Consider the following 21,378-nt stretch of genomic DNA (forward strand, 5'->3'; position numbering starts at 1 on the left):
GGCGCGGTGACCAGCGTGCCTTAGTGGTTTTTCTTGCCCTTGACCGGCGCCCAGATGCGCTTGTTGGTCAGGTAGAGCAACACGGAAAGAACGGTCAGGAAGATGACCCCGGTCAGACCGGCATTCTTGCGTGCCATCATCTTGGGTTCCGCGGTCCACATCAGGAAAGCGGCCACATCCTCGGCCTGTTGCTCAATCGTGGCCTGGGTGCCGTCGTCAAACTCGACATCATCGCCCCAGAGCGGCTGCCCCATGTTGATCCAGCTTCCGGGAATGGTGCTGTTGCCTTTATCGTCCTTGCACTCGGACGGGACCCCGCCGGCACCGAAGGCCACGTTGTAGCTGCCCTCCATGTCGTCCGGCGCGCAGGCCGGCGGATCCTCGTAGCCGACCAGCAGCGAGTAGATGTATTCAGGCCCGCCCATACCGTTGACGAGCTGCGAAATCCCGGTTCCGTAGGGCCCGTGGAAGCCCGCGCGCTTCTTCGCCATCAGTGACAGGTCGGGCGCGTTTTCCAGTGCCGACATCGGGAAGTCGTCCGTCGGCGTCGCCTCGCGGTACTCGTCGGCTTCCTCGTCGTAGACCTCGTATTGCGCCGCATAGGCCCGCATCTGATCTTCAGGCAGGTTCGGCCCGCCGTCGTCCGACAGGGTTCGCAGCGGCACATATTGCAGGCCGTGACACGCCGAACAAACCTGCGTGTAGACCTTCAACCCACGCTGAAGCTGGGTCTGGTCGAAGGCGCCGAAGGGACCTTCGAAAGAAAAGTCCCGGTCCACGATCACGGTTTCGGCGCTGGCAGCCCATGCGCCGCCCCCCGCAAGGGACAGCGCCGTCAGGGCGGCAATGCCTGTTTTCTTGAACATCGATCTTCGTCCTTTCTTATTCGGCCGGTGCCTGAGACGGGGCGTGATTCGCGGCGAAATCTTCCTCGATCGTGGCGGGTGCCATCTCCGGTTTTTCGATCACGCCAAGCAGCGGCAGAATCACCAGGAAGTACGCGAACCAGTAGGCCGAGCCGATCAGCGCGATGGTCGGATAGATCCCCTCGGCCGGCATTGCGCCCACCCACATCAGCAGCATGAAGTCGACCACGAGAAGCGCGAACCACCACTTGAACATCGGGCGGTACCGGCCAGAGCGGACCGACGACGTGTCGAGCCACGGGGCCAGTGCCATCACCGCGATCGACCCGAACATGGCGAGCACGCCGAAGAACTTGGCGTCGATGATCCCGCCGGTGATCCAGCCTGCGAACATCACGACCCAGACACTGTCGTCAAAGGCGCGCAGGATCGCGTAGAACGGCAAGAAGTACCATTCGGGCACGATATGCGACGGCGTCACAAGCGGATTCGCCTCGATGTAGTTATCGGGGTGACCCAGATAATTGGGCATGAAGCCGACGATCGCGAAAAAGATGACCATGATCACGGCGAGCGCGAAGAGGTCCTTGATCACGAAGTAGGGCCAGAACGGAAGCGTGTCCTTTTCGGCATCCGCCTTGGAGGTGCGACGCACTTCGACGCCCGTGGGGTTGTTGTTGCCCGTGGTGTGGAACGCCCAGATGTGCAGCGCCACCAACCCCGCGATGATGAAGGGCATCAGGTAGTGCAGCGAGAAGAACCGCGTCAGCGTCGCGTTGTCGACGGCGGGGCCGCCAAGCAGCCAGGTCTGGATGGTCTCGCCCACGAAGGGGATCGCACCGAACAACCCGGTTATCACCGTGGCGCCCCAGAACGACATCTGCCCCCAGGGCAGCACATAGCCGGTAAAGGCGGTGGCCATCATCAGCAGGTAGATCAGCATGCCGATGATCCACGTGATCTCGCGCGGGGCCTTGTAGGACCCGTAATAGAGGCCGCGGAAGATGTGCAGGTACACCGCGACAAAGAACAGCGACGCGCCGTTCATGTGAAGGTAGCGGATGAAGTGCCCGCCATTCACATTGCGCATGATGTGCTCGATGGACGCGAATGCCATGTCGGCATGCGGCGTGTAGTGCATCACCAGAACGATGCCGGTGATCATCTGCAACGCGAGGCAGAACGTAAGAACAATACCCCAGATCCACATGAAGTTGAGGTTCTTGGGGGTCGGGATCATGATCGTGTCATACATGAGCCCCGCGATTGGCAGACGCTTGTGCAGCCACCTCTGCCCGCTCGTGGTCGGCTCGTAATGATCGTGCGGAATACCGGACATCGTGTTGTTTCCTTATCCCAGTTGTATCGTCGTGTCGTCGACGAATGAGGCGACGGGAATGTGCAGGTTCTCGGGGGCCGGACCCTTGCGAATACGACCGACACCGTCGTAGTGCGATCCGTGGCAGGGGCAGAACCAGCCCGAGAAGTCACCGGCCTTGTTGCCGCTCGGCACGCAGCCGAGATGGGTGCAGACGCCGATCTGGACCAGCCATTCACCCGCCTCGTCGAGCGTGCGATTTGCGTCGGTTGCCGGCGCATCGTCTGGCATGTTCGGGTTTCGCGCGATCTGGTCGGGCAGATCTTCGACTGCGGTGTTGCTTCCCGCTTCGATCTCATCCTGCGTACGGCGACGGATGAAGACCGGCTTGCCGAGGTAGCTCACACTCAGCTCCTGGCCGGCCTGCACGCCACTGATGTCCACCCGGATGGTGGACAAGGCCTGCACGTCGGCCGACGGGTTCATCTGATTGACAAGCGGCCAAATGGCCGCCCCGGCTGTGACGGCACCTGCCCCGGCTGTGGCAAAATACAGAAAGTCCCTGCGGGTGCCTTCTTGGTCGTCAGTGTGGGACACGAGGTTCACTCCATCTGTCAGAGCCAGTACCGCTTGCTCGAAATGGCTGGACAGCAGTATGGCGATACGAATTGTAACTGCCTATCTAGCGGGGCTGACCCAAGGCGTCCAGCCTGCATTACCCGAAGATGTGACCGGGGCGCGCTTCTGTCGCGCTTGTCGCCTGTCCTGCGGCAGTATAGACACGCGCGAAAGCCGTTTTTTCATGCGAAAGCTCCGAACATGCTGACCAAGCTCAAATATGCCGTGCTGGCATTGACCTTCACCGCGGCCCCGGCCGCCGCCGAACTGGAACTCAGCCTCTACCTGGGTGTGCAGGGGGCCTATAGCGGCACCGATTCCGTACGATTGCCCGGCGGGACGACGCAGCGGCGCAACATCGACTGGGATGTCGATTCGTTCGACAACCCGCCCTACTATGGCGGACGCGCGATCTGGTGGACCGACAGCGATTTCGGCTTCGGCATCGAGGGCACGCACGCCAAGGCCACCGCGACGTCGGCAGATCGCACCGCGCTTGGCGTCGAAAGCCTGGAATTCACCGACGGGCACAACATCATCACCGCCAATGTGATGAAGCGCTTTCCGGGGGCCTTTGCATCAGCCCCGAAATTCACGCCTTATATCGGCGCCGGTGTCGGCGTGGCGATTCCGCATGTGGACATCCGTGTGGCGGGAGCGGGCAACCGCACCTTCGGGTATGAAACGACCGGGCCTGCCCTGCGCGGCATATCCGGGCTGAAATACGCGATCAACGACGACTGGGCGGTTTTTGCCGAGTACCAGGTCACCTGGTCCGACAACGACGCCACCATCGATCCCGATATCTCCATGCCGGGTCAGACGCCCGGCAAGCTCGAGACAGAGCTTGTCACGCATGCGGTCAATGTCGGGCTGAGCTACAGCTTCTGATCCGCAGTGTGGCATGCGCATGGCGCCCGGTCATTCCGGCGCCGTAATGCGCATGCTGTCACGCAGCGAAAACTCGGCGTACCACGCGTCGAGCGCGGGCCGCCCGGTGCGCCAGCCGCGTGCGTTATGGCGCAGGTCAAGATAGCCCAGCATGCAGCCGGTGGCGATATGGCTCATGTCCAGCGGCCCCGCGAGATGGCTCATCCAGCGGGCCTCGATGGCGTCCAGCGCACGCGCGATCTTGGCCCATTGCGCCTCGACCCAGGGCTCATAGCGCATGTCTTCGGGCCGAAACCGTCCCTCGTAGGCCATCAATACGGCCGCATCCATCATGCCCTCGGCGGTGGCTTCCAGTGTCAGGACCTCCCACAGCCGCGATTGCGGGTAAAAGCCGCCTCCGGCCAGGTCATCGAGATAACGGGTGATGACCCGGCTATCGAATAACGTCGCTCCGCCGTCGCGCACCAGTGCGGGGATCTTGCCCAACGGGTTGGCCGCGGCGGCCTGCGCGTCGGTTTCCAGCGGCGTAGTGGTGACATTGACCACCTCGACGCTTTCGACGAGGTCCGCCTCGACCAACAGAACGCGCACCTTGCGCACGAATGGTGAAAGCGGCGAGGCGATGAGCTGCATGATGTGACCCCTTGAGTTTGCAGGCGCGACGCTAGGCGCTTGCAACCGGGGTGTAAAGCCGCGCCGCGGCTCTGGTGTCAGGCCGCAACGAGTTGCGTGTCGGTATGGCCGGTCACGGTAGCGGTCACGATTTCACCTTCCGGTCGATCCGCACCGAAGCTGACTTCGGTGAATTGCTCGGTCCGGCCCATGCGCGGATGCTCCATCAAGACGCGATGCACACGACCCGTCTGTCCGGCAAGATGGGCCGCGACCCTGTCCGACCCGGCCGCGCGCAGGCGCGCGGCACGGTCCTTTATGGCGCGCCCGTCGACTTGCGGCATGCGCGCCGCGGGCGTGCCGGGGCGGGGCGAATAGGGAAACACGTGCAGCCACGTCAGGTGGCACTCCTCGACCAGCCGCAGCGCATTGGCGAACTGCCCCTCGGTTTCGGTCGGAAACCCGGCGATGATATCGGCCCCGAAGGTCATCTCGGGGCGCAGGCGCCGCGCCTCCTCGCAAAAGCGGATCGCATCGTCGCGCAGGTGGCGCCGTTTCATCCGCTTCAGGATCAGGTCGTCGCCATGCTGAAGGCTGAGATGCAGATGCGGCATGAGGCGCGGCTCGGTCGCGATGGCCTGCATCAGGTTTTCGTCCACCTCGATCGAATCGATCGAGCTGATACGCAGGCGCGGCAGGTCGGGCACCAGCTTGAGGACACGCATCACCAGATCGCCCAGCCGTGGCTGCGCGGGCAGATCCGCGCCCCAGCTTGTCAGGTCGACACCTGTCAGCACCACCTCGTTGTAGCCCGCATCGACCAGACGCTTGATCTGGTCCACGACGACCCCGGCGGGCACGCTGCGCGAATTGCCGCGTCCGTAGGGAATGATGCAGAAGGTGCAGCGATGGTCGCAGCCGTTCTGGATCTGCACGTAGGCGCGGCTACGGGTGCCGAACCCGTCGATCAGGTGGCCCGCGGTCTCTGTCACGCTCATGATGTCATTGACCTGAACGCGCTCTGTTTCACCCACGAAATCGGCGGCAAGCCGGCCCCACGTGTCGCCCTGCATCTTCTCGGTATTGCCGATCACGGCGTCGACCTCGGGCATCGCGTCGAATGTTTCGGGCTCGGTCTGCGCGGCGCATCCGGTCACGATCAGGCGCGCGTCGGGATTTTCCCGGCGCAGGCGGCGCACCTCCTGCCGGGCCTTGCGCACGGCCTGCGCCGTCACCGCGCAGGTATTGACCACAAGCGCGTCCGTCAGCCCCGCCTGCGCCGCCAGATCCTTCATCGCCTCGGTCTCATACGCGTTGAGACGGCAGCCGAGCGTGGTGAACTTTGGAGCAGTCATGCGAACCTCTGCAGGAATTCGGGGGTCAGGACGCCGGTCGCGACATGCGCGGTCTCGCCAGTCATCCAGACACCATCGTCTCGCCAGTCGATATCAAGCGTGCCGCCGTCGAGATCAATCCGTACGCGGCGCCCCGTCAGCCCGCGTCGCGCGGCGGCCACCGCGGTGGCACAGGACGACGACCCCGACGCCAGCGTGATGCCGACGCCGCGCTCCCACACGCGCATTCGAATGCGATCGGGGCCGACAAGCTGTGCGACCTGCACATTCGTCCGCTCCGGGTAAAGCGGATGATGCTCGTAGCGTGGACCGAACCGGTCAAGCGGCACAGCCTCGGCATCCGCCACGAAGAAGGTGCAATGCGGATTGCCCATGCCGGTGCCCGTGGGGCCACCCTCAATCGGCAATTCCAGCGTCTCCATCCGTTCGGCCAGGGGAATGGCGTCCCAGTCCAGCTGTGGCTGGCCCATGTTGACGGATACCCGTCCATCGCCCGCGTCCACCGCCTCCAGATGTCCGCGCGCGGTGGTCAGCCGCAGGCTGGTCTGGCCCGTCTCGTCCATCAGGTAGCGCGCGATGCAGCGCGTGGCATTGCCGCAGGCCGCCGACAGCGACCCGTCGGCGTTGTAGAAGACCAGATGCGCATCCTCGCGGCCCGCCTCGATCACGGCAAGCTGATCGAAACCGATGCCGCGATGCCGGTCCGCGATGCCCGTGACAAGCGCAGGGGACGGCACGACCCCGCCGGCACGCCCGTCGAGCACGACGAAATCGTTGCCGAGGCCGTGCATCTTCATGAAAGCCAGTCCGGGATCGCGCGTATCAGTCATGACCCCGCATATAACGACGCTTTCGGGATGAATCCATATGGGGCCTTGGAATACAGTCACTTTCGGGGTTGACCGCCCGCGCCGCTGTTTCTAGTTAGCGCGTCAGTGGGCCGTTAGCTCAGTTGGTAGAGCAACTGACTTTTAATCAGTGGGTCGCAGGTTCGAATCCTGCACGGCTCACCACTGACACCTTGGGAAAAAGACGTTCGCAACAAACGCAGGACGGGTTTGACGACAGATCCTGTACGCGGCACCGCATGTGTCCCCGTAAGGAAAGGTTTGTCACCGGGCGGGGAGTCGTGCACCCTGACAACCATGACACTCAAAAAGTTCCGCCGGTTCCTCTACATGCTCTCGAAGTATCTCGGCGACGCTCAGGCGGTCACGTCGACGCGCAAGGGTTCTGTATCCCGCCGCGTCGGGCGCAGGATCGCGGGGCGCATCACCGGGAAGGGACTGGGCAAGCTGTTCAGATGAATGTGCCAGTTGCGAGAGCGCGCCGATCGGTGCGACATCCTGCGACCGCCCCTGTTCAGACGGTCAGGTCCATCGCCTCCTGCTGGCCGACGCCGAAGACACGTTGATATCTCGCTATCTCGTCCGGCGGGCCCATGGCCTTGTTCGGGTTGTCCGACAGTTTCACAGTGGGGCGCCCATTGGCTGAAACGGCCTTGCAGACCAGCGAAAAGGGCGCCAACGCATCGTCCTGTGTCAGGCCTCTGAAATCGTTGGTCAGAAGAGTGCCCCAGCCGAAGGACGTCCGCACCCGGCCCGCGAACCGGGTATGGAGGTCGATGATCTTGTCGACATCGAGACCATCCGAGAAGATCAGCATCTTGTCGCGCGGGTCCTCGCCTCGCTCTTGCCACCAGCGTATCGCCGCCTCTGCCGCCACCTCGGGAGACCCGGAATCGACGCGCATACCGGTCCAGGTGGCCAGCCAGTCAGGCGCGTTTTCAAGGAAACTCGTCGTGCCGAACGTGTCGGGGAGGATGATCCGCAGATTGCCATCATGCTCTTCGTGCCAGTCGGACAACACGTCATACGGTGCGCGGGCGAGCGCGTCGTCATCCGGCGCAAGCGCGGCATATACCATCGGCAATTCATGCGCGTTCGTGCCGATCGCCTCGAGATCGCGATTCTTCGCGATCAGGCAGTTGGACGTTCCGACGAACCGGTCCCCCAAACCTTCGCGCATGGCCTGCACGCACCAGTCCTGCCACAGGAAGGAATGGCGGCGCCGGGTGCCGAAATCGGCGATGCGCAATCCCTCGACGGGGCGCAGCCGCTCGACCTTTTCCCAAAGCTTGGTCATCGCGCGCGCATAAAGCACCTGAAGCTCGAATTTCTTCATGTCGCCCAGCACCGCGCGGGCCCGAAGCTCCATCAGGACGGCCAGTGCCGGTATTTCCCAAAGCATCACCTCGGGCCATTTGCCCTCGAAGGTCAGCTCGTATTGCCCGTCGACGACCTCGAGGTGATAGGGCGGCAGGTGCAACGCCTCGAACCACCGCATGAACTCGGGCGTGAACATCTGACGCTTGCCGTAGAAGGTGTTGCCCCGCAACCACGTGCTCTCGCCGCGTGACAGGGACAGCGTCCGGATGTGGTCGAGCTGTTCGCGCAGCTCACCTTCATCGACCAGTTCGGCCAGCCTGATGGACTTGGTGCGATTGATCAGCGAAAACGTCACGGTCGTGTCGGGGCGATTGCGAAAAACCGACTGACACATCAACAGCTTGTAGAAATCTGTATCAATCAGAGACCGAACGATCGGATCCAGTTTCCAGCGGTGATTATAGACGCGGGTTGCGATATCGACCATTGGACGGTCTCCGGTTGGGCATCCCGAGGGTTTAAGCAAACTGGTCTGTGCTGTGCAAGGCGTAAGGCCCGGACGTCAGGCACCCCGTCTGTGCGACATTGACATTGGCTTGCGTTGCCATGCCTGCGTAGAGTGGCCGGGATACATATCATGGAGATGAAAATGCACCTGTCCCGCTACCCCCGCCACTTCCTCGCGCATCTGCCGACCCCCCTCGAACGCCTGGATCGCCTGACCCGGGAACTGGACGGGCCGGAAATCTGGATCAAGCGCGATGATTGCACCGGGCTCAGCACCGGCGGCAACAAGACCCGCAAGCTGGAATTCCTGATGGCCGAGGCGGAACTGCAGGGGGCGGACCTCGTGATGACCCAAGGCGCAACCCAGTCGAACCACGCGCGGCAGACGGCCGCCTTCGCGGCCAAGATGGGCATGGCCTGTCATCTTCTGCTGGAGGACAGGACGGGGTCGAACAACGCCAATTACAATCACAACGGCAATGTCCTGCTGGATCATCTGCACGGCGCCACCACCGAGAAGCGGCCCGGCGGTGCCGACATGAACGCCGAGATGGAGAGCGTTGCCGACGCGTTCCGCGCCGAAGGCCGCAAGGTCTACACCATTCCCGGCGGCGGATCGAACCCCACGGGCGCGCTTGGCTATGTGAATTGCGCCTTCGAGATGCTGGCGCAGTTCAACGACCGCGCGCTGAAGGTGGACCATATCGTGCACGCGACCGGCAGCGCCGGCACGCAGGCAGGGCTCATTACCGGGCTCAAGGCGATGAATGCGCAAATCCCGCTACTGGGCATCGGTGTCCGCGCGCCGCGACCCAAGCAGGAGGAAAATGTCTACAACCTTGCCTGTGCGACGGCAGAAAAGCTGGGCTGTCCGGGCGTGGTTGCCCGCGACGACGTGGTCGCCAATACCGATTACGTCGGCGACGGCTACGGCATTCCGACCGAGGCCGGTCTCGAGGCGATCCGCATGTTCGCAGAGCTGGAGGCGATCCTGCTTGATCCCGTCTATTCGGCAAAGGGCGCCGCAGGCTTCATCGACCTTGTCCGCAAGGGGCATTTCAAGAAGGGCGAACGGGTCGTTTTCCTGCATACCGGCGGCGCGGTGGCGCTTTTCGGGTACGACAACGCGTTCGATTTTTCCGGTCAGTGGACGGGCTGAACCGCGCCCGGTGGCGCCATGGGGCCGGCCCGCTGCAAAGCGGGGTTTTCCAAGGGGATGATATCCTTTAAGGCGTCCCTCAACCCCGATACATACAGGCGGAAGAGCACGCATGAAGTTCACACTTTCCTGGCTGAAAGATCACCTCGACACCACGGCCACGGTCGACCGGATCTCCGAGGCGTTGACCGATCTGGGCCTCGAGGTCGAGGGGATCGAGGATCCCGCGGCGCGGCTTGGCGATTTCACGATCGGCCACGTGCGAAGCGCCGAGGCCCATCCCGATGCCGACCGCCTGCGCGTCTGCCAGGTGGCGACCGCGGACGGCGACACGCAGATCATTTGCGGCGCCCCCAATGCCCGCGCCGGGATCACGGTGGTCGTCGCAAAGCCGGGGGTCTACGTGCCAGGCATCGACACCACCATCGGCATCGGCAAGATCCGCGGTGTCGAGAGCCATGGCATGATGTGTTCCGAGCGCGAGATGGAGCTTTCCGAAGAGCACGAGGGCATCATCGAATTGCCCTCGGGCGAGGTTGGCGAGCGGTTCGTGGACTGGTTGGCGGCCCATGATCCGGCCAAGGTGGACCCGGTGATCGAGATCGCGATCACGCCCAATCGCCCCGATGCCCTGGGGGTTCGCGGCATCGCACTGGATCTTGCGGCGCGCGGGCTCGGAACGATGAAACCGGCGGTCATGGCGGATATCGAAGGGCAGTTTCCATGTCCCGTCACCATTTCGATCGACGATGACACCCGGTCGGATGGCTGTCACGTGTTTGCCGGACGCCTTATCCGCGGGGTGCGCAACGGTCCCTCGCCCGCGTGGCTTCAGGACCGGTTGCGGGCCATCGGCCTGCGCCCGATCTCGGCACTGGTAGATATCACCAATTTCTTCACGTTCGATCGCAATCGCCCGCTTCACGTGTTCGACGCGGACAAGGTATCGGGTGACCTGCGTGTGCATCGTACCGAAGGCGGAGAGACCCTCAGGGGGCTTGATGAAAAGGATTACAGCTTTGATGCCGGTCAGGTGGTGATCTCCGACGCGGCCGGCATCCAGAGCATCGGCGGCATCATGGGCGGGCTCGCCACAGGCTGCACCGAAGAGACGGAGAACGTTCTGCTGGAGGCCGCCGTCTGGGACCACATCCAGATTGCCGCGACGGGCCGCGCGCTCAAGATCAACTCGGATGCGCGCTACCGCAACGAGCGCGGGATCGACCCCGAGTTCAACATGCCCGCGCTCGACCTTGCGACGCAGATGATCCTTGACCTGTGCGGGGGCACGCCGTCGAACCGCGTGGTCGCCGGCAAGGTGCCCGATGTCGCCCGGTCCTACAGGCTCGACCCTGCGCGGGTGCAGTCGCTGGTCGGCATGGATATTCCGGAAAGCGAGCAACGCCAGACGCTTACCGCCCTCGGTTTCAAGCTGGAAGGCAACACCGCGCATGTGCCAAGCTGGCGCCCGGACATCCGGGGCGAAGCCGACCTGGTCGAGGAGGTCGCGCGCATCGCCTCGCTGACAAAGCTACGCGGGCGCCCCTTGGCCCGTGCCGACGCGGGTGTGCCCAAGCCGATCCTCAGCCCGATGCAGAAACGCGAACGCGTCGCGCGTCGGACCGTGGCGACACTCGGCTACAACGAATGCGTCACCTACAGCTTTATCGACAAGGCCGCCGCGCAGCTTTTCGGCGGGGGCGACGATGCGACGATGCTCGCCAACCCGATCAGTTCCGAGATGAGCCACATGCGCCCGGATCTGCTGCCCGGCCTGTTGCAGGCTGCGGCGCGCAATCAGGCGCGCGGGACAATGGACCTGGCACTGTTCGAGGTCGGGCATGCCTTTCAGGGCGGCGAGCCGGGGGAACAACATCTTCAGATCGCCGGCCTGCTGGTCGGGCGCACCGGCCCGAAGGACGTGCACGGAGCGTCGCGCGCGGTCGATCTGTATGATGCCAAGGCCGACGCGGAGGCCGTGTTGACCGCCATAGGCGCGCCGGCAAAGGTACAGATCCTGCGGGATGGTCCAGGCTGGTTTCACCCCGGTCGACATGGGCGGATATGCCTCGGACCGAAAACCATGCTTGGCGTGTTCGGCGAGCTTCACCCCAAGATCCTGCAGGCGTTGGACGTCAAGGGGCCGGCGATGGCCTTCACGGTGTTCCCGGCGGACGTCCCGCTGCCCCGCCGGTCCTCGGCGTCACGCGGGGCGCTGGAATTCAGTGACCTGCAAGCGGTTGAGCGGGATTTTGCGTTTGTCATCGACGCGAACGTCGAGGCCATGACGGTCGTGAATGCGGCCCTCGGGGCGGATAAATCGCTTATCACGGATGTCAGGGTGTTCGACGAGTTCACGGGCGGCAGCCTGGGGGCAGATAAAAAATCCCTTGCCATCGCGGTTCGGTTGCAGCCACGAGAAAAAACGCTGACTGAGACCGAGATCGAGGCGATCTCGACCAAGGTTGTCGAGAAGGTTCAGAAAGCCACCGGCGGCACGCTGCGCGGCTGACCAAGGAGGACAGAATGTTGAACGTCTATCTGTCGGGCGAGATCCATACCGACTGGCGAGAGCAGATCATAGAGGCATCCCAAGGGCTTGAGGTGTCGTTTACCGGCCCGGTGACGGATCACGCGGCAAGCGACGACTGCGGTGTGGCGATCCTCGGCGCCGAGCCGGACAAGTACTGGCATGACCACAAGGGCGCGATGGTCAACGCGATCCGCACGCGCAAGGGTCTCGAAGACGCGGATATCGTGGTCGTACGTTTCGGGGATCGCTACAAGCAGTGGAACGCGGCCTTTGACGCGGGTTTCGCGGCTGCGCTTGGGAAATCAATGATCATCCTGCAACCCCCAGAGCATGACCACGCCCTGAAAGAGGTCGATGCCGCGGCCCTCGCGGTGGCGCGAGAGCCGGGACAGGTCGCTGATATCATTCGGTATGTTCTGAGAGGAACCCTACCGGCCTAGCTGCGGACCACGTAGACCGAACATTCGGCATGGGTGACGACGTGGCTGGCATTGGTGCCCAGCAGATAGTCCTGCACCTTGGGGTTGGCGGAATCCATCACGATCACGTCGACCTTGCGTTCTTTCGCCAGCTTGACGATCTGGCGATGCACCGCCCCCTTGCGCACGACGGTCTCGTATTCGACGCCCTCGGGGGGATGGGCCGCGACAAATTTCTTAAGCTCATCACCCCAGTACGCATCTGAGTCGTATATGTTCATGTTGCGCTCGAACTCTGGCGCGATGGTCGCCACGATGAGTTTTGCGTTGTGCCGCGCGGCCATCTCCCACGCCTCGGTATACGCGGTGTAGTCCAGTTTGACGTGGCGCAGGTTGATCGGGCAAAGGATGATTTTCGGATTACGGCACATTTGGGGCTTCCAGTACTGGTGTGAGCGCGCCCAATAGTCTGATTCGCGCTTTCGGCAGGTGTTGGATGCGACGAACTGGTAGCAACAGCGACGCATGCGCCAAGTTAGCGCAGATTTCCGCGATTGACCCCACCTGCCCCGGAGATCGCCGATGTCTTGCGGCGCGGCATCGACGACCGTTAGCCGCGTGACCAGAACGGCGCAATTCGTGGACGATGACGCCTCAGCGGATGACACGAGGGCCGACACGGGCGGCCGGACCACGGGTTGCCCTGCGCATGGCCCGTTTTAGGTGTCGCGCTCATGCCAATGGAAACGGGAAGGGTAGACTGATGACGATGTCGAAGATTTTCACAGGGCTGACCGTTGCAATCCTTGCGGCCCCCGCATTCGCCGCGACGCAAGCGGAACTGCAAGAGGCGCTGGTCGGCAATACCTATCAGGGGGGTATGGGTGGCGGTCAATACAGCAGCTACTTTGCTGCGGATGGCACGTACCATGACACATCCACGTCCGGCCGGTACGAGATCACCGAAGATGGCGTGTGCTATCCCGACACCGACTATGGCTGTTACGAGGCCGTGATCGACGGCAGGTCACTCGAATGGGTCAAGGACGGCGAGAGTGCCGGGCGCGGCGAGATACTCGGGGGTGATGCCCTGAACCTGATGGAGTGACAGCCCGCTGCGCGGGCAGCACGGATGTCGCCGCATAGCGCCACGGGCCGGTGGTACACCGGCCGTGGCGTGCGATCATTCGGGAAACTGCGCGTTGCACCGCTGCACACCCTGCGTCGCCTGTCGACGCAGTTCCGGCAGCATGTTCCGATACTGCGCCGCCTTTTGACGCTCTTCGGCAATGTCGATCGCGACCGGGGTCGTTTCCGTCCGGTATTGCGTGGACGGGCATGAATACGGGATCGTCATCTTGGTATATGGGTCTGTGCGAAAACAGGTCTGATTGACGGTGTAGGGGACGCGTTGAGTGTGGATCGCATACCCGCGGGTGATGTTGCCCTCGGCCGTCGCCAAGGCGCTTTCGACACTGCGGTACTGTTGTGTCGCGTTGGAAATGCACCGATCCTTCGGGGTGGCGCAGCCCGACAACACGGCCACGGACGCGGCGAGGCAAGACATGAACAGCTTTTTCATTCGGCAGCGACCCTCTGGTGCGGATGTGACCAACGCGACCACGTACGGTCCACTAACACGGTTTGAATCCGAAATCTCGTCGCGCTGCGCCGGGGTGTCAAGTTCGTCGGATCATCGTACCCTTGCCATGCTCAGCGGTGCGATATGCGGGGCAGCATCAACACGGCCCATCGGCCGTGGCGGGCGTTCATCCCCGCGTCACGACGAAACCCATTGCGACAAATGGTTATAAGATATTTGCCTGCAATGCGGTACCAAGGACCTGCGGGACGTGCAGGACTGTCCGACATGAAAGGACCGTGTCATGTTTGAAAGCTGGTCGCTGACCGAACTATCGCTCGGCTTCGCACTGGCGGCAGCCACGGTGCTGGTCACCGGCTTGAAAATCACGACGGTCGTGGACCGTCTGGCGGACCGTACCGGGATCGGCGAGGCGATCGCGGGGGCCGTCCTGCTTGGGGCCGCAACATCGTTGAGCGGCGTGATCGTGTCGGTCACCGTGGCCCTCGACGGATACGCGTCGCTGGCCTACTCCAACAGTATCGGGGGCATCGCCGCGCAGACCGCCTTTCTGGCGGTCGCGGATATCGTGTACCGCCGGGCCAATCTGGAACATGCCGCCGCCGACCTCGCCAATATCTTCCAGTCGGTCACGTTGATCGTGCTGTTGACGCTGCCGCTTCTTGCCTCGACCTGGACCGACGTCACGGTGATGGCCGTCCACCCGGTGTCCCTCGCGATCCCGATCATCTATGTCAGCGCGCTGTTCGTCACCCGCGCCTTGCGGGAAACCCCCATGTGGCGGCCGGTGGCGACGGCCGATACCCGCGAGGACACACCCGAAAGCGAGAGCGCCGCGGCCGCGCAGACAAGCACCGCGCGGCTTTTCCTGAACCTGTTGCTGCTGATGCTTTTCATGGGGGCTGCGGGCTGGGTCATCGCCAAGACGGCGGGTGCCCTAAGCGGTCGGCTGGCACTGTCGGAATCGCTTGTGGGGGCATTGGCGACGGCGGTCGTGACGTCGCTGCCCGAACTGGTGACGACCATCGCGGCGGTACGTCGCGGCGCCTTGCAGCTTGCCGTTGGCGGGATCATCGGAGGCAACACGTTCGACACGCTGTTTCTGAGTGCGGCCGACATCTCCTATCGCGACGGATCCCTCTATCATGCGATCGGCATGGGGGATCAGTTCTGGAACCTGACGGCGCTTCTGATGACCGCGGTTCTTCTGGGCGGCCTGATCCTGCGTCAACGGGACGGCCCCGGCGGCATCGGCATGGAAAGCGTGGCCCTGCTGGGCATCTACGCCGGGGCGATCGTGTTGCAGGTGATGGCAGTCCCGCCCGCGTGAGGGCGCAATGGCCCGTCAGGGTTGCGGGTTACCGCGTCATTCGCCGGGTGCAATCCCGCGCGGCAGGGCCTGGCGGTCGAACGACACGGCCTTGACCAGTGCAAGGACCGGCTGACCCGTCGTCAGGCCGAGATCCGCGATGGCGGCGCGGGTGACACGCGCGCGCAGATGCTGCCCACCGACGTCCAGCAGCACCTCGGCGAAGGCCGACGCCGGCTCGGGGTCGATGGTCAACACCGTTGCATCCAGAATGTTGCGGATGCTCAGGCCCTCGGGGCGCGACAGCGCCAGCGAGACGTCGCGCGCGCGCACCCGCAGCCGGACGTCCTGTCCCACGCCCAGCCGGATCTGCGGCACCTCGATCCGGTCCCCGCCAAGATCCACCCGGCTGAGATGCAGCGCGCTGTCCTGTGCGACGATCCGCCCCGTCAGCATCGTGCCCGCCTCGAACCGTCCCTGCACATCGGCCAGATCGAGCCGTTCCAGTGTCTCGACCACGCCGCCGGCGGCGACCACGCGCCCCTCGGCCAATGCCACGATGCGGTCGCAAAGCTGCGTCACCTCTTCGAGGGCGTGTGTGACATAGATCACGGGCACGTCGAAGGCGCGTGGCAGGCGGTTGATATAGGGCAGGATCTCGCCCTTGCGGCGGGTGTCGAGCGCGGCGAGCGGTTCGTCCATCAGCAACAGCCGGGGTCGCGCCAGAAGCGTGCGCCCGATGGCCACGCGCTGCCGCTCGCCGCCCGAAAGCTGATCGGTGCGGCGATCGAACAGCGGCGCGAGGTCGAGGCCATCGACCACATCGTCAAAGGAGTAGCGGCCCGGCAGGGTCGCGGCCCGCTTGTGCGCATAGGTCAGGTTCCCGTGCGTGGTCAGGTGTGGAAACAACCGCGCATCCTGAAAGACATAGCCCACGCCGCGCCGATGCGGCGGCATTGCGGACCCCGCGCCCAACCAGACCTCGTCGCCATAGGTGACACGCCCCGACGCCCGCCGTTCATACCCCGCGATGATCCGCAAAAGCGTGGACTTGCCGCAGCCCGAGGGCCCGAACAGCGCGGTGATGCCCTGCAGGGGAAACTGCTGCGCGATCTCCAGCGTAAAGCCCGGATATCCGACACGCACATCGGTGGTAAGCTGGGTCATGGCCTACCCCGCATGGACAGGAAACCGCCGGTTGACACTGTAGACCGCAAGAAGAACCGTGAACGAGAACACCAGCAGGATCGCCGCGAGGCCGTGCGCGGCGGCGTAGTTGACCGTCTCGACCTCTTCGTAGATCTGGATCGACACGACCTTGGTCTGGCCGGGGATATTGCCGCCCACCATCAGGACCACGCCGAACTCGCCGATCGTATGCGCGAAACTCAGCACGGTTGCGGTCAGGTATCCACGCAGCGCCATCGGCGTCGCCACGCTGAAGAACGCATCCAGCGGGGAGGCCCGCAACGAGGCGGCGGCCTCGAGGGGCGCGCGGCCGACGCTTTCAAACGCGCCCTGCAACGGCTGAACCATGAAGGGCAGCGAATAAAGCACCGAGGCCACGATCAACCCGAGAAACGAGAATGTCAGCGTCGATCCCGTCACCGATAGCCACGCCCCGCCAAGAGCCGAGTTGGGGCTGAGAAAGATCAGCAGGTAAAAGCCCAGCACCGTCGGCGGCAGCACCAGCGGCAGCGCCGTTATCGCCTCGACAACCGATTTCAGACGCGACCGGGTAAAGGCCAGCCACCATGCGATCGGCGTGCCGATAACCAGCAGGATGGCCGTCGTAACGGCCGCCAGCCGGATCGTCAGCCAGAGCGGGCCAAGATCGGGCAGCTCCATGTCAGTCGGCCGTGCCGTACCCGAAGCGGTCGATCACCTCGGCGGCGTGTTCGCTGCGCAGGAACTCCAGAAACGCCCGCGCCGCCGCGTTGTCGGGTGACAGCAGAACCGCGTCCTGCCGGATCGGTGCAAACAGATCCTGCGGCACGTCCCACCGGCTGCCGGTGGACCCCGCGCGCGGGCTGATCACCGCCGACAGCGCGACGAATCCCAGCTCTGCGGCGCCGGTGGCCACCATGGAATGGGTCTGGCCGACATTCTGGCCCATCACGATCCTGGGCTGAAACGTGTCCCAGATCCCGAGAGCGCGCAGCGCCTCGCGCGCGGCCACGCCATACGGGGCGAGATCGGGATTGGCGATGGCCAAGAAGCGCAGATCGGGATCGTCGAGTGCCGCGCGCCCGTCCCCGTCGATGCGGTCGGGGTCGGCGCTCCACAGCGCGAGGCGGCCCACGGCATAGGTGAAGCTGCTGCCCTCGACCGCGTGACCCTCGGCCAGTAGCCGGGCCGGCGTGTCGGAATCGGCGGACAAGAGCAGATCGAACGGCGCCCCCGCACGGATCTGGGCATAAAGCTTGCCGGTCGAGCCGGTGGTCAGGCGTATGTCATGCCCGGTCTCGGCGCGGAATGCCGGCACGAGCGCCTCTGCGGTTTCAGCGAAATTCGCTGCGACGGCGGCAAGCGCGGTCCCGGCGCGGCCGGGCACCGGGGCCGCGATCAGGATCATGACGGCCAACGCGGCAAGACACGTGCGGGGATGGATCAAGGCGGGCATGCGGTGGCTCCGGAGAGATATGTTTGTACGACCATATCGCCGGGTGGGCATCACACTGTCAAACGTTATTTTCCATCGGGAATATCGCGAAGACGCGCCTGAAGCGCCGTGATCCGTGCCGCGCCGGCCTCTGCCGCGTCCGCCTCGAACCCGCGGTAGAGGTCAAGCACCTCGCGCCCGGCATCGGTCAGCACCGCCCCGCCGCCGCCCGGCCCGCCCCGCGTGCTGTCCACCAGCGGGTCGCGGAACATCGCGTTCAGTGTTCCGATCAATTGCCAGGCGCGCTTGTAGCTCATGCCCATTTCGCGGCCCGCCGCGGCGATAGAGCCGCAGCGGTCGATACGCTCGAGCAGTTCCGCCTTGCCGGGCCCGATCATCTCGGTATCACCGAAGACGATGCGGATGCGAAGACGCGGGCGATGGGTTTGCCGTTCCATGTCGGGACATTCGGCGTCCGCCGCGCGATTTGCAAGCGACCGATACCCGCGTGGACGACGCGTCGCCCGCCTTACGCGACCTTGACGACCATCTTGCCGAAGTTCCGCCCCAGCAGAAGATCGTTGAGTGCGCCCGGCGCCGCCTCCAGCCCGTCGACGATCTGTTCCTTGTAGTGAATCCTGCCCTCGGCCAGCCATCCGGTCATCTCGCGTGCAAACTCGTCATAGAGGCTCGTGGGGAAGCTGTCGAAGATGATGAAGCCCTGCATCTTCACCTTCATCTTGAGGACCGTGCTCATGATGGCGGGACCGTGATCGCCGCCCTCGGGCAGGCCGGTCAAGTTGTACCACGAAACAACGCCGCAGACCGGAATACGGGCAAACGGGTTGAGCAGCGGCAGCACGGCATACAGCACCTTGCCGCCCACGTTCTCGAAATAGACATCGATCCCGTCGGGACAGGCGGCTGCCAGTTGGTCCGCGAAATCCTCGGCCCGGTGATCGATGCACGCATCGAAGCCGAGCGTCCCGGTGACGTGAGCGCATTTCTCGGGTCCGCCGGCGATGCCGACGACGCGGCAACCCTTGAGGCGCGCGATTTGCCCCACCGTGGCCCCGACCGGTCCCGAGGCCGCCGCGACCACCACGGTTTCGCCCGGCTGCGGCTCGCCGATCTTCAACAGGCCCGCATAGGCGGTGTAGCCCGGCATGCCCAGAATCCCGAGCGCCCAAGACGGGTTGTCCGGGGACCGCCCGAGATTCATCACGCCAGCCCCGTCGGACAGGGCATAATCCTGCCAGCCGCTGCCGGCCAGCACATGGTCGCCCGGCGCGAATCCGTCCACGTTCGACGCCTCGACCTCGGCCACCACCTGCCCGGTCATCACGCCGCCGATCTCGACCGGCGTCGCGTAGGATTTCGCGTCGTTCATCCGACCCCGCATGTACGGGTCAAGCGACAGGTGGGTCGTCCGCAGGCGCATCTGACCCGCGCCCGGTTGCGGCACCTCGGTTTCCTCGAGGCGCAGGGTGGTCTCGTCGGGCAGTCCGTTCGGCCGGTTGGCAAGAACGATGCGGCGGTTGCTGTCGGCTGTCTGCGGCATGGATCAGGTTTCCGTTCTGGTGTGTTTCGGACCGTGTTTCGTGGCGATCCGGTGCATTAGGCGGGCATCGCCCGCGCGTCTCGCATAACAGACCAGGACCGGAAGCGCGAGCTGAAGACCGCCCCCACCCGTTCAGGATGGAGGCGGGGGCCATTCGACCAACCGGCCCGATCCGGAACATACCGCGTGTCAGACGGGTTCCGCGGCTGACACGGTTTAGGCCGACACTTGCAGACCGACGTGGGTGCGCCTCTGCCGGGCGCGGCCGGCACCTGCCCGCAACAGCCCGAGACCGCCGAGGGCGCCGAACAGAAGGACACCGGCAGCCGGCAACGGGATCACGGCCGGTCCGTCATTGGTGCTATCGGCGCCGCTGAAGCCGCCGCTGCCGAAATCGCTACGTCCGGTTCCACCATCGAACACATCGCAGTCATTGGAAACCGTGTTCGTGTCCATCGTCACGGCCCCCGTCAACGCGATGGCGCGTCCACACAGGATGGCCGACCCCGTGTCGAGCGTGATCGACGATTCCGCGATGATATTGCCTGCGAATATCGTGCCCGTTCCCAGCGTTGCCGAGCTGCCGACCTGCCAGAAGATGCCGCTGTCGGACATTCCGTTGAGAATGCTGACGGTCGCGTTGGAGGCCGTGGTCAGCGTCGATCCCATCTGGAACAGGAAGATACCTGTGGGATTACCTGCAAAGTCCAGGGTCAGATTGCCGGTCAGCTGGGCCGATGTGTCGAAATTGTACACACCCGGCGACAGGGTGAGCCCGCCAAGGTCCACCCCGGTCTGATCGCTCGTGCTGGCGGTTGTCCCGAGTGCGGTGAACGCGGCGCGGGCGTCGGTCTGCGCGAGGGACGCCACGGCATCGGTGACATGCTGCGTGCCGGTCAGCGTGATCGACCCGCCGCCGGTGAGCGACGTCCCCGGCGAGAGGCCCAGATCACCTTGGATCGTGGTGGGCCCGGTATTCGTGACTGTCGATGCGCCAAGAACCGCGAATTCCGCGGCCGACCCCAGGATGGTCGCGGCCGACGCCGGGCTTTTGTCGACCGCCACCAGCAGCGTCAGGGCGGCCGCCAGTATCGAGGTCGTACTTTTCAGGGTTTTCATTGTGGGAACCATGCTCCATTTGCGGCGAACCGCGTTTCCAACAGGCGTATCGCCCGTGTTCGATCGGATCGGACTGGAGCATGAAGAGGCCCCGCGTTGACGTGTCGTGTCGAGGCACTGCACCAATTTGACCGTGATACTTCATTGCCGGACGCGACCGTGTTTCATGGCCGCGTCATCGACGTTCCGACCGGTTCCGGATCTTGCGATCTCGTCACTGGCAATTCCCGCAACAATGGTCATTTTTGACCACGGCGTGCTAACATGGATCAGTTTTCGGGCGCGCGATGACACGCCGGCATGGTGCGCATCGAATGGGTGCGATCGAACGTAACCGGGCGCGGGACAAAACGTACGTCATGAGCGGTCGGCGCAACCCTGTCTTGCGCCGCGCGTCTGGGGCCGCGGGTGATCGTGTCGGGTGGCCCCTGCGCACTGCCGGCGGTCTGGATAAGTGTCCTGAACGCCACGCCCGGCAGGAACAGCGAAATGCTGTGTGTAAGGCCGTCTGCTGCCTGCACGAAGGCCTGCGTGTAGCTGGCCGGGACGGGGCCGGCCTCGGGCGCGGTCACAGCGAATACTGGCAAAATGGGCGCAAGCAGCCGCAGGCTGACCCCGCGACGGGCCAGGTCCACCAGCATGCCCAGCGCAACGATGAGCACGCCGGTGACGCCGGCATTGTGGACGGAACGGGGGTCACGGGTCCACTTTTGCGCATGCGCTCCGTGATCGCTGTGC

General features: G+C 64.2%; 23 protein-coding genes and 1 tRNA gene. 8 read left to right on the top strand and 16 right to left on the bottom strand.

Going from position 1 to position 21,378, the window contains the following annotated elements:
* Positions 1–20: 20 nt before the first annotated feature.
* Genes ACROSR_RS02720 through petA form a run of 3 tightly spaced genes read right to left on the bottom strand, consistent with a single transcriptional unit; the run spans position 21 to position 2,781 of the window.
* The gene (locus ACROSR_RS02720; protein ID WP_432682228.1) at positions 21–866 is read right to left on the bottom strand and encodes a cytochrome c1; all 846 of its coding nucleotides are present in this window, start codon (positions 864–866) and stop codon (positions 21–23) included.
* A gap of 16 nt (positions 867–882) precedes the next feature.
* A complete protein-coding gene (locus ACROSR_RS02725) occupies positions 883–2,205 on the bottom strand; it encodes a cytochrome b (RefSeq protein WP_432682229.1) in 1,323 nt (440 codons plus the stop codon).
* Positions 2,206–2,217: 12 nt separating this feature from the next.
* Positions 2,218–2,781 carry a ubiquinol-cytochrome c reductase iron-sulfur subunit gene (gene petA, locus ACROSR_RS02730; protein WP_432682230.1) on the bottom strand — a complete coding sequence of 188 codons (564 nt, stop codon included), beginning with the start codon at positions 2,779–2,781 and terminating at the stop codon, positions 2,218–2,220.
* A gap of 222 nt (positions 2,782–3,003) precedes the next feature.
* On the opposite strand from petA, the gene ACROSR_RS02735 reads away from it, so the two are divergent.
* Complete coding sequence (locus ACROSR_RS02735) at positions 3,004–3,693, top strand: outer membrane protein (RefSeq protein ID WP_432682231.1); 690 nt, start codon at positions 3,004–3,006, stop codon at positions 3,691–3,693.
* A 30-nt stretch (positions 3,694–3,723) separates the two neighbouring features.
* On the opposite strand, the gene ACROSR_RS02740 is transcribed toward ACROSR_RS02735, so the two are convergent.
* The 3 genes from ACROSR_RS02740 to dapF all read right to left on the bottom strand — a co-directional run bounded on the left by ACROSR_RS02740 (position 3,724) and on the right by dapF (position 6,490).
* Positions 3,724–4,326 carry a glutathione S-transferase gene (locus tag ACROSR_RS02740; protein ID WP_432682232.1) on the bottom strand — a complete coding sequence of 201 codons (603 nt, stop codon included), beginning with the start codon at positions 4,324–4,326 and terminating at the stop codon, positions 3,724–3,726.
* Positions 4,327–4,403: 77 nt separating this feature from the next.
* Positions 4,404–5,660 (bottom strand): tRNA (N(6)-L-threonylcarbamoyladenosine(37)-C(2))-methylthiotransferase MtaB, encoded by a 1,257-nt coding sequence (gene mtaB, locus ACROSR_RS02745; protein WP_432682233.1) that lies wholly within the window; start codon positions 5,658–5,660, stop codon positions 4,404–4,406.
* Entirely contained in the window at positions 5,657–6,490 is an 834-nt protein-coding gene (gene dapF, locus ACROSR_RS02750; RefSeq protein ID WP_432682234.1) for a diaminopimelate epimerase, read from the bottom strand. The genes mtaB and dapF overlap by 4 nt, the downstream gene beginning before the upstream one ends.
* Positions 6,491–6,597: 107 nt before the next feature.
* Here dapF and ACROSR_RS02755 point away from each other — a divergent pair.
* Both ACROSR_RS02755 and ACROSR_RS02760 read left to right on the top strand, forming a co-directional pair.
* A tRNA-Lys gene (locus ACROSR_RS02755) sits at positions 6,598–6,673 on the top strand.
* A gap of 132 nt (positions 6,674–6,805) precedes the next feature.
* On the top strand, positions 6,806–6,967 hold the full coding sequence (locus ACROSR_RS02760) for a hypothetical protein (RefSeq protein WP_432682235.1): 162 nt from the start codon (positions 6,806–6,808) through the stop codon (positions 6,965–6,967).
* 55 nt (positions 6,968–7,022) lie between these two features.
* Here the strand turns inward: ACROSR_RS02760 and pncB are convergent, their stop codons facing one another.
* Positions 7,023–8,315: a nicotinate phosphoribosyltransferase gene (pncB, locus tag ACROSR_RS02765; protein WP_432682236.1), complete on the bottom strand. Its 1,293-nt coding sequence runs from the start codon at positions 8,313–8,315 to the stop codon at positions 7,023–7,025.
* Between the two features lie 162 nt (positions 8,316–8,477).
* On the opposite strand from pncB, the gene cuyA reads away from it, so the two are divergent.
* The 3 genes from cuyA (at position 8,478) to ACROSR_RS02780 (ending at position 12,467) form a co-directional block, all read left to right on the top strand.
* Positions 8,478–9,494 (top strand): D-cysteate sulfo-lyase, encoded by a 1,017-nt coding sequence (cuyA, locus tag ACROSR_RS02770; protein WP_432682290.1) that lies wholly within the window; start codon positions 8,478–8,480, stop codon positions 9,492–9,494.
* A gap of 112 nt (positions 9,495–9,606) precedes the next feature.
* A complete protein-coding gene (pheT, locus tag ACROSR_RS02775; RefSeq protein WP_432682237.1) occupies positions 9,607–12,006 on the top strand; it encodes a phenylalanine--tRNA ligase subunit beta in 2,400 nt (799 codons plus the stop codon).
* Between the two features lie 14 nt (positions 12,007–12,020).
* Positions 12,021–12,467: a YtoQ family protein gene (locus ACROSR_RS02780; RefSeq protein WP_432682238.1), complete on the top strand. Its 447-nt coding sequence runs from the start codon at positions 12,021–12,023 to the stop codon at positions 12,465–12,467.
* On the opposite strand, the gene ACROSR_RS02785 is transcribed toward ACROSR_RS02780, so the two are convergent.
* Complete coding sequence (locus ACROSR_RS02785) at positions 12,464–12,877, bottom strand: universal stress protein (RefSeq protein ID WP_432682239.1); 414 nt, start codon at positions 12,875–12,877, stop codon at positions 12,464–12,466. The genes ACROSR_RS02780 and ACROSR_RS02785 overlap by 4 nt on opposite strands.
* Before the next feature lie 338 nt (positions 12,878–13,215).
* Here ACROSR_RS02785 and ACROSR_RS02790 point away from each other — a divergent pair, with 338 nt between their 5' ends.
* The gene (locus tag ACROSR_RS02790) at positions 13,216–13,554 is read left to right on the top strand and encodes a hypothetical protein (RefSeq protein ID WP_432682240.1); all 339 of its coding nucleotides are present in this window, start codon (positions 13,216–13,218) and stop codon (positions 13,552–13,554) included.
* Between the two features lie 75 nt (positions 13,555–13,629).
* Here ACROSR_RS02790 and ACROSR_RS02795 read toward each other — a convergent pair whose 3' ends face one another.
* Positions 13,630–14,028, bottom strand: a complete 399-nt coding sequence (locus ACROSR_RS02795) for a hypothetical protein (RefSeq protein WP_432682241.1) — start codon at positions 14,026–14,028, stop codon at positions 13,630–13,632.
* A 304-nt stretch (positions 14,029–14,332) separates the two neighbouring features.
* Between ACROSR_RS02795 and ACROSR_RS02800 the strand changes: the two genes are divergently transcribed.
* Positions 14,333–15,379 carry a sodium:calcium antiporter gene (locus ACROSR_RS02800; RefSeq protein ID WP_432682242.1) on the top strand — a complete coding sequence of 349 codons (1,047 nt, stop codon included), beginning with the start codon at positions 14,333–14,335 and terminating at the stop codon, positions 15,377–15,379.
* 36 nt (positions 15,380–15,415) lie between these two features.
* Here the strand turns inward: ACROSR_RS02800 and modC are convergent, their stop codons facing one another.
* The 7 genes from modC to ACROSR_RS02835 all read right to left on the bottom strand — a co-directional run bounded on the left by modC (position 15,416) and on the right by ACROSR_RS02835 (position 21,302).
* Positions 15,416–16,525 (bottom strand): molybdenum ABC transporter ATP-binding protein, encoded by a 1,110-nt coding sequence (gene modC, locus ACROSR_RS02805; protein WP_432682243.1) that lies wholly within the window; start codon positions 16,523–16,525, stop codon positions 15,416–15,418.
* Between the two features lie 3 nt (positions 16,526–16,528).
* Positions 16,529–17,206: a molybdate ABC transporter permease subunit gene (modB, locus tag ACROSR_RS02810; RefSeq protein ID WP_432682244.1), complete on the bottom strand. Its 678-nt coding sequence runs from the start codon at positions 17,204–17,206 to the stop codon at positions 16,529–16,531.
* A gap of 1 nt (position 17,207) precedes the next feature.
* The gene (gene modA, locus ACROSR_RS02815) at positions 17,208–17,981 is read right to left on the bottom strand and encodes a molybdate ABC transporter substrate-binding protein (protein ID WP_432682245.1); all 774 of its coding nucleotides are present in this window, start codon (positions 17,979–17,981) and stop codon (positions 17,208–17,210) included.
* 65 nt (positions 17,982–18,046) lie between these two features.
* The gene (locus ACROSR_RS02820) at positions 18,047–18,418 is read right to left on the bottom strand and encodes a winged helix-turn-helix domain-containing protein (protein ID WP_432682246.1); all 372 of its coding nucleotides are present in this window, start codon (positions 18,416–18,418) and stop codon (positions 18,047–18,049) included.
* A gap of 71 nt (positions 18,419–18,489) precedes the next feature.
* Complete coding sequence (locus tag ACROSR_RS02825) at positions 18,490–19,521, bottom strand: NADP-dependent oxidoreductase (RefSeq protein ID WP_432682247.1); 1,032 nt, start codon at positions 19,519–19,521, stop codon at positions 18,490–18,492.
* 216 nt (positions 19,522–19,737) lie between these two features.
* The gene (locus ACROSR_RS02830) at positions 19,738–20,640 is read right to left on the bottom strand and encodes an ice-binding family protein (protein WP_432682248.1); all 903 of its coding nucleotides are present in this window, start codon (positions 20,638–20,640) and stop codon (positions 19,738–19,740) included.
* A 269-nt stretch (positions 20,641–20,909) separates the two neighbouring features.
* Positions 20,910–21,302, bottom strand: a complete 393-nt coding sequence (locus ACROSR_RS02835) for a hypothetical protein (protein ID WP_432682249.1) — start codon at positions 21,300–21,302, stop codon at positions 20,910–20,912.
* Positions 21,303–21,378 lie beyond the last annotated feature (76 nt).

Origin of the sequence: Roseovarius tibetensis (assembly GCF_050896375.1) — a bacterium.
In the GTDB taxonomy this organism is placed as follows: Bacteria; Pseudomonadota; Alphaproteobacteria; order Rhodobacterales; family Rhodobacteraceae; genus Roseovarius; species Roseovarius tibetensis.

Excerpts from the sequence above, each read along its gene's own strand:
- ACROSR_RS02720 (WP_432682228.1), bottom strand. The coding sequence starts at position 866 with ATGTTCAAGAAAACAGGCATTGCCGCCCTGACGGCGCTGTCCCTTGCG.
- ACROSR_RS02725 (WP_432682229.1), bottom strand. The coding sequence starts at position 2,205 with ATGTCCGGTATTCCGCACGATCATTACGAGCCGACCACGAGCGGGCAG.
- ACROSR_RS02735 (WP_432682231.1), top strand. The coding sequence starts at position 3,004 with ATGCTGACCAAGCTCAAATATGCCGTGCTGGCATTGACCTTCACCGCG.
- ACROSR_RS02740 (WP_432682232.1), bottom strand. The coding sequence starts at position 4,326 with ATGCAGCTCATCGCCTCGCCGCTTTCACCATTCGTGCGCAAGGTGCGC.
- mtaB (WP_432682233.1), bottom strand. The coding sequence starts at position 5,660 with ATGACTGCTCCAAAGTTCACCACGCTCGGCTGCCGTCTCAACGCGTAT.
- dapF (WP_432682234.1), bottom strand. The coding sequence starts at position 6,490 with ATGACTGATACGCGCGATCCCGGACTGGCTTTCATGAAGATGCACGGC.
- ACROSR_RS02760 (WP_432682235.1), top strand. The coding sequence starts at position 6,806 with ATGACACTCAAAAAGTTCCGCCGGTTCCTCTACATGCTCTCGAAGTAT.
- pncB (WP_432682236.1), bottom strand. The coding sequence starts at position 8,315 with ATGGTCGATATCGCAACCCGCGTCTATAATCACCGCTGGAAACTGGAT.
- cuyA (WP_432682290.1), top strand. The coding sequence starts at position 8,478 with ATGCACCTGTCCCGCTACCCCCGCCACTTCCTCGCGCATCTGCCGACC.
- pheT (WP_432682237.1), top strand. The coding sequence starts at position 9,607 with ATGAAGTTCACACTTTCCTGGCTGAAAGATCACCTCGACACCACGGCC.
- ACROSR_RS02780 (WP_432682238.1), top strand. The coding sequence starts at position 12,021 with ATGTTGAACGTCTATCTGTCGGGCGAGATCCATACCGACTGGCGAGAG.
- ACROSR_RS02785 (WP_432682239.1), bottom strand. The coding sequence starts at position 12,877 with ATGTGCCGTAATCCGAAAATCATCCTTTGCCCGATCAACCTGCGCCAC.
- ACROSR_RS02790 (WP_432682240.1), top strand. The coding sequence starts at position 13,216 with ATGTCGAAGATTTTCACAGGGCTGACCGTTGCAATCCTTGCGGCCCCC.
- ACROSR_RS02795 (WP_432682241.1), bottom strand. The coding sequence starts at position 14,028 with ATGAAAAAGCTGTTCATGTCTTGCCTCGCCGCGTCCGTGGCCGTGTTG.
- ACROSR_RS02800 (WP_432682242.1), top strand. The coding sequence starts at position 14,333 with ATGTTTGAAAGCTGGTCGCTGACCGAACTATCGCTCGGCTTCGCACTG.
- modC (WP_432682243.1), bottom strand. The coding sequence starts at position 16,525 with ATGACCCAGCTTACCACCGATGTGCGTGTCGGATATCCGGGCTTTACG.
- modB (WP_432682244.1), bottom strand. The coding sequence starts at position 17,206 with ATGGAGCTGCCCGATCTTGGCCCGCTCTGGCTGACGATCCGGCTGGCG.
- modA (WP_432682245.1), bottom strand. The coding sequence starts at position 17,981 with ATGCCCGCCTTGATCCATCCCCGCACGTGTCTTGCCGCGTTGGCCGTC.
- ACROSR_RS02820 (WP_432682246.1), bottom strand. The coding sequence starts at position 18,418 with ATGGAACGGCAAACCCATCGCCCGCGTCTTCGCATCCGCATCGTCTTC.
- ACROSR_RS02825 (WP_432682247.1), bottom strand. The coding sequence starts at position 19,521 with ATGCCGCAGACAGCCGACAGCAACCGCCGCATCGTTCTTGCCAACCGG.
- ACROSR_RS02830 (WP_432682248.1), bottom strand. The coding sequence starts at position 20,640 with ATGAAAACCCTGAAAAGTACGACCTCGATACTGGCGGCCGCCCTGACG.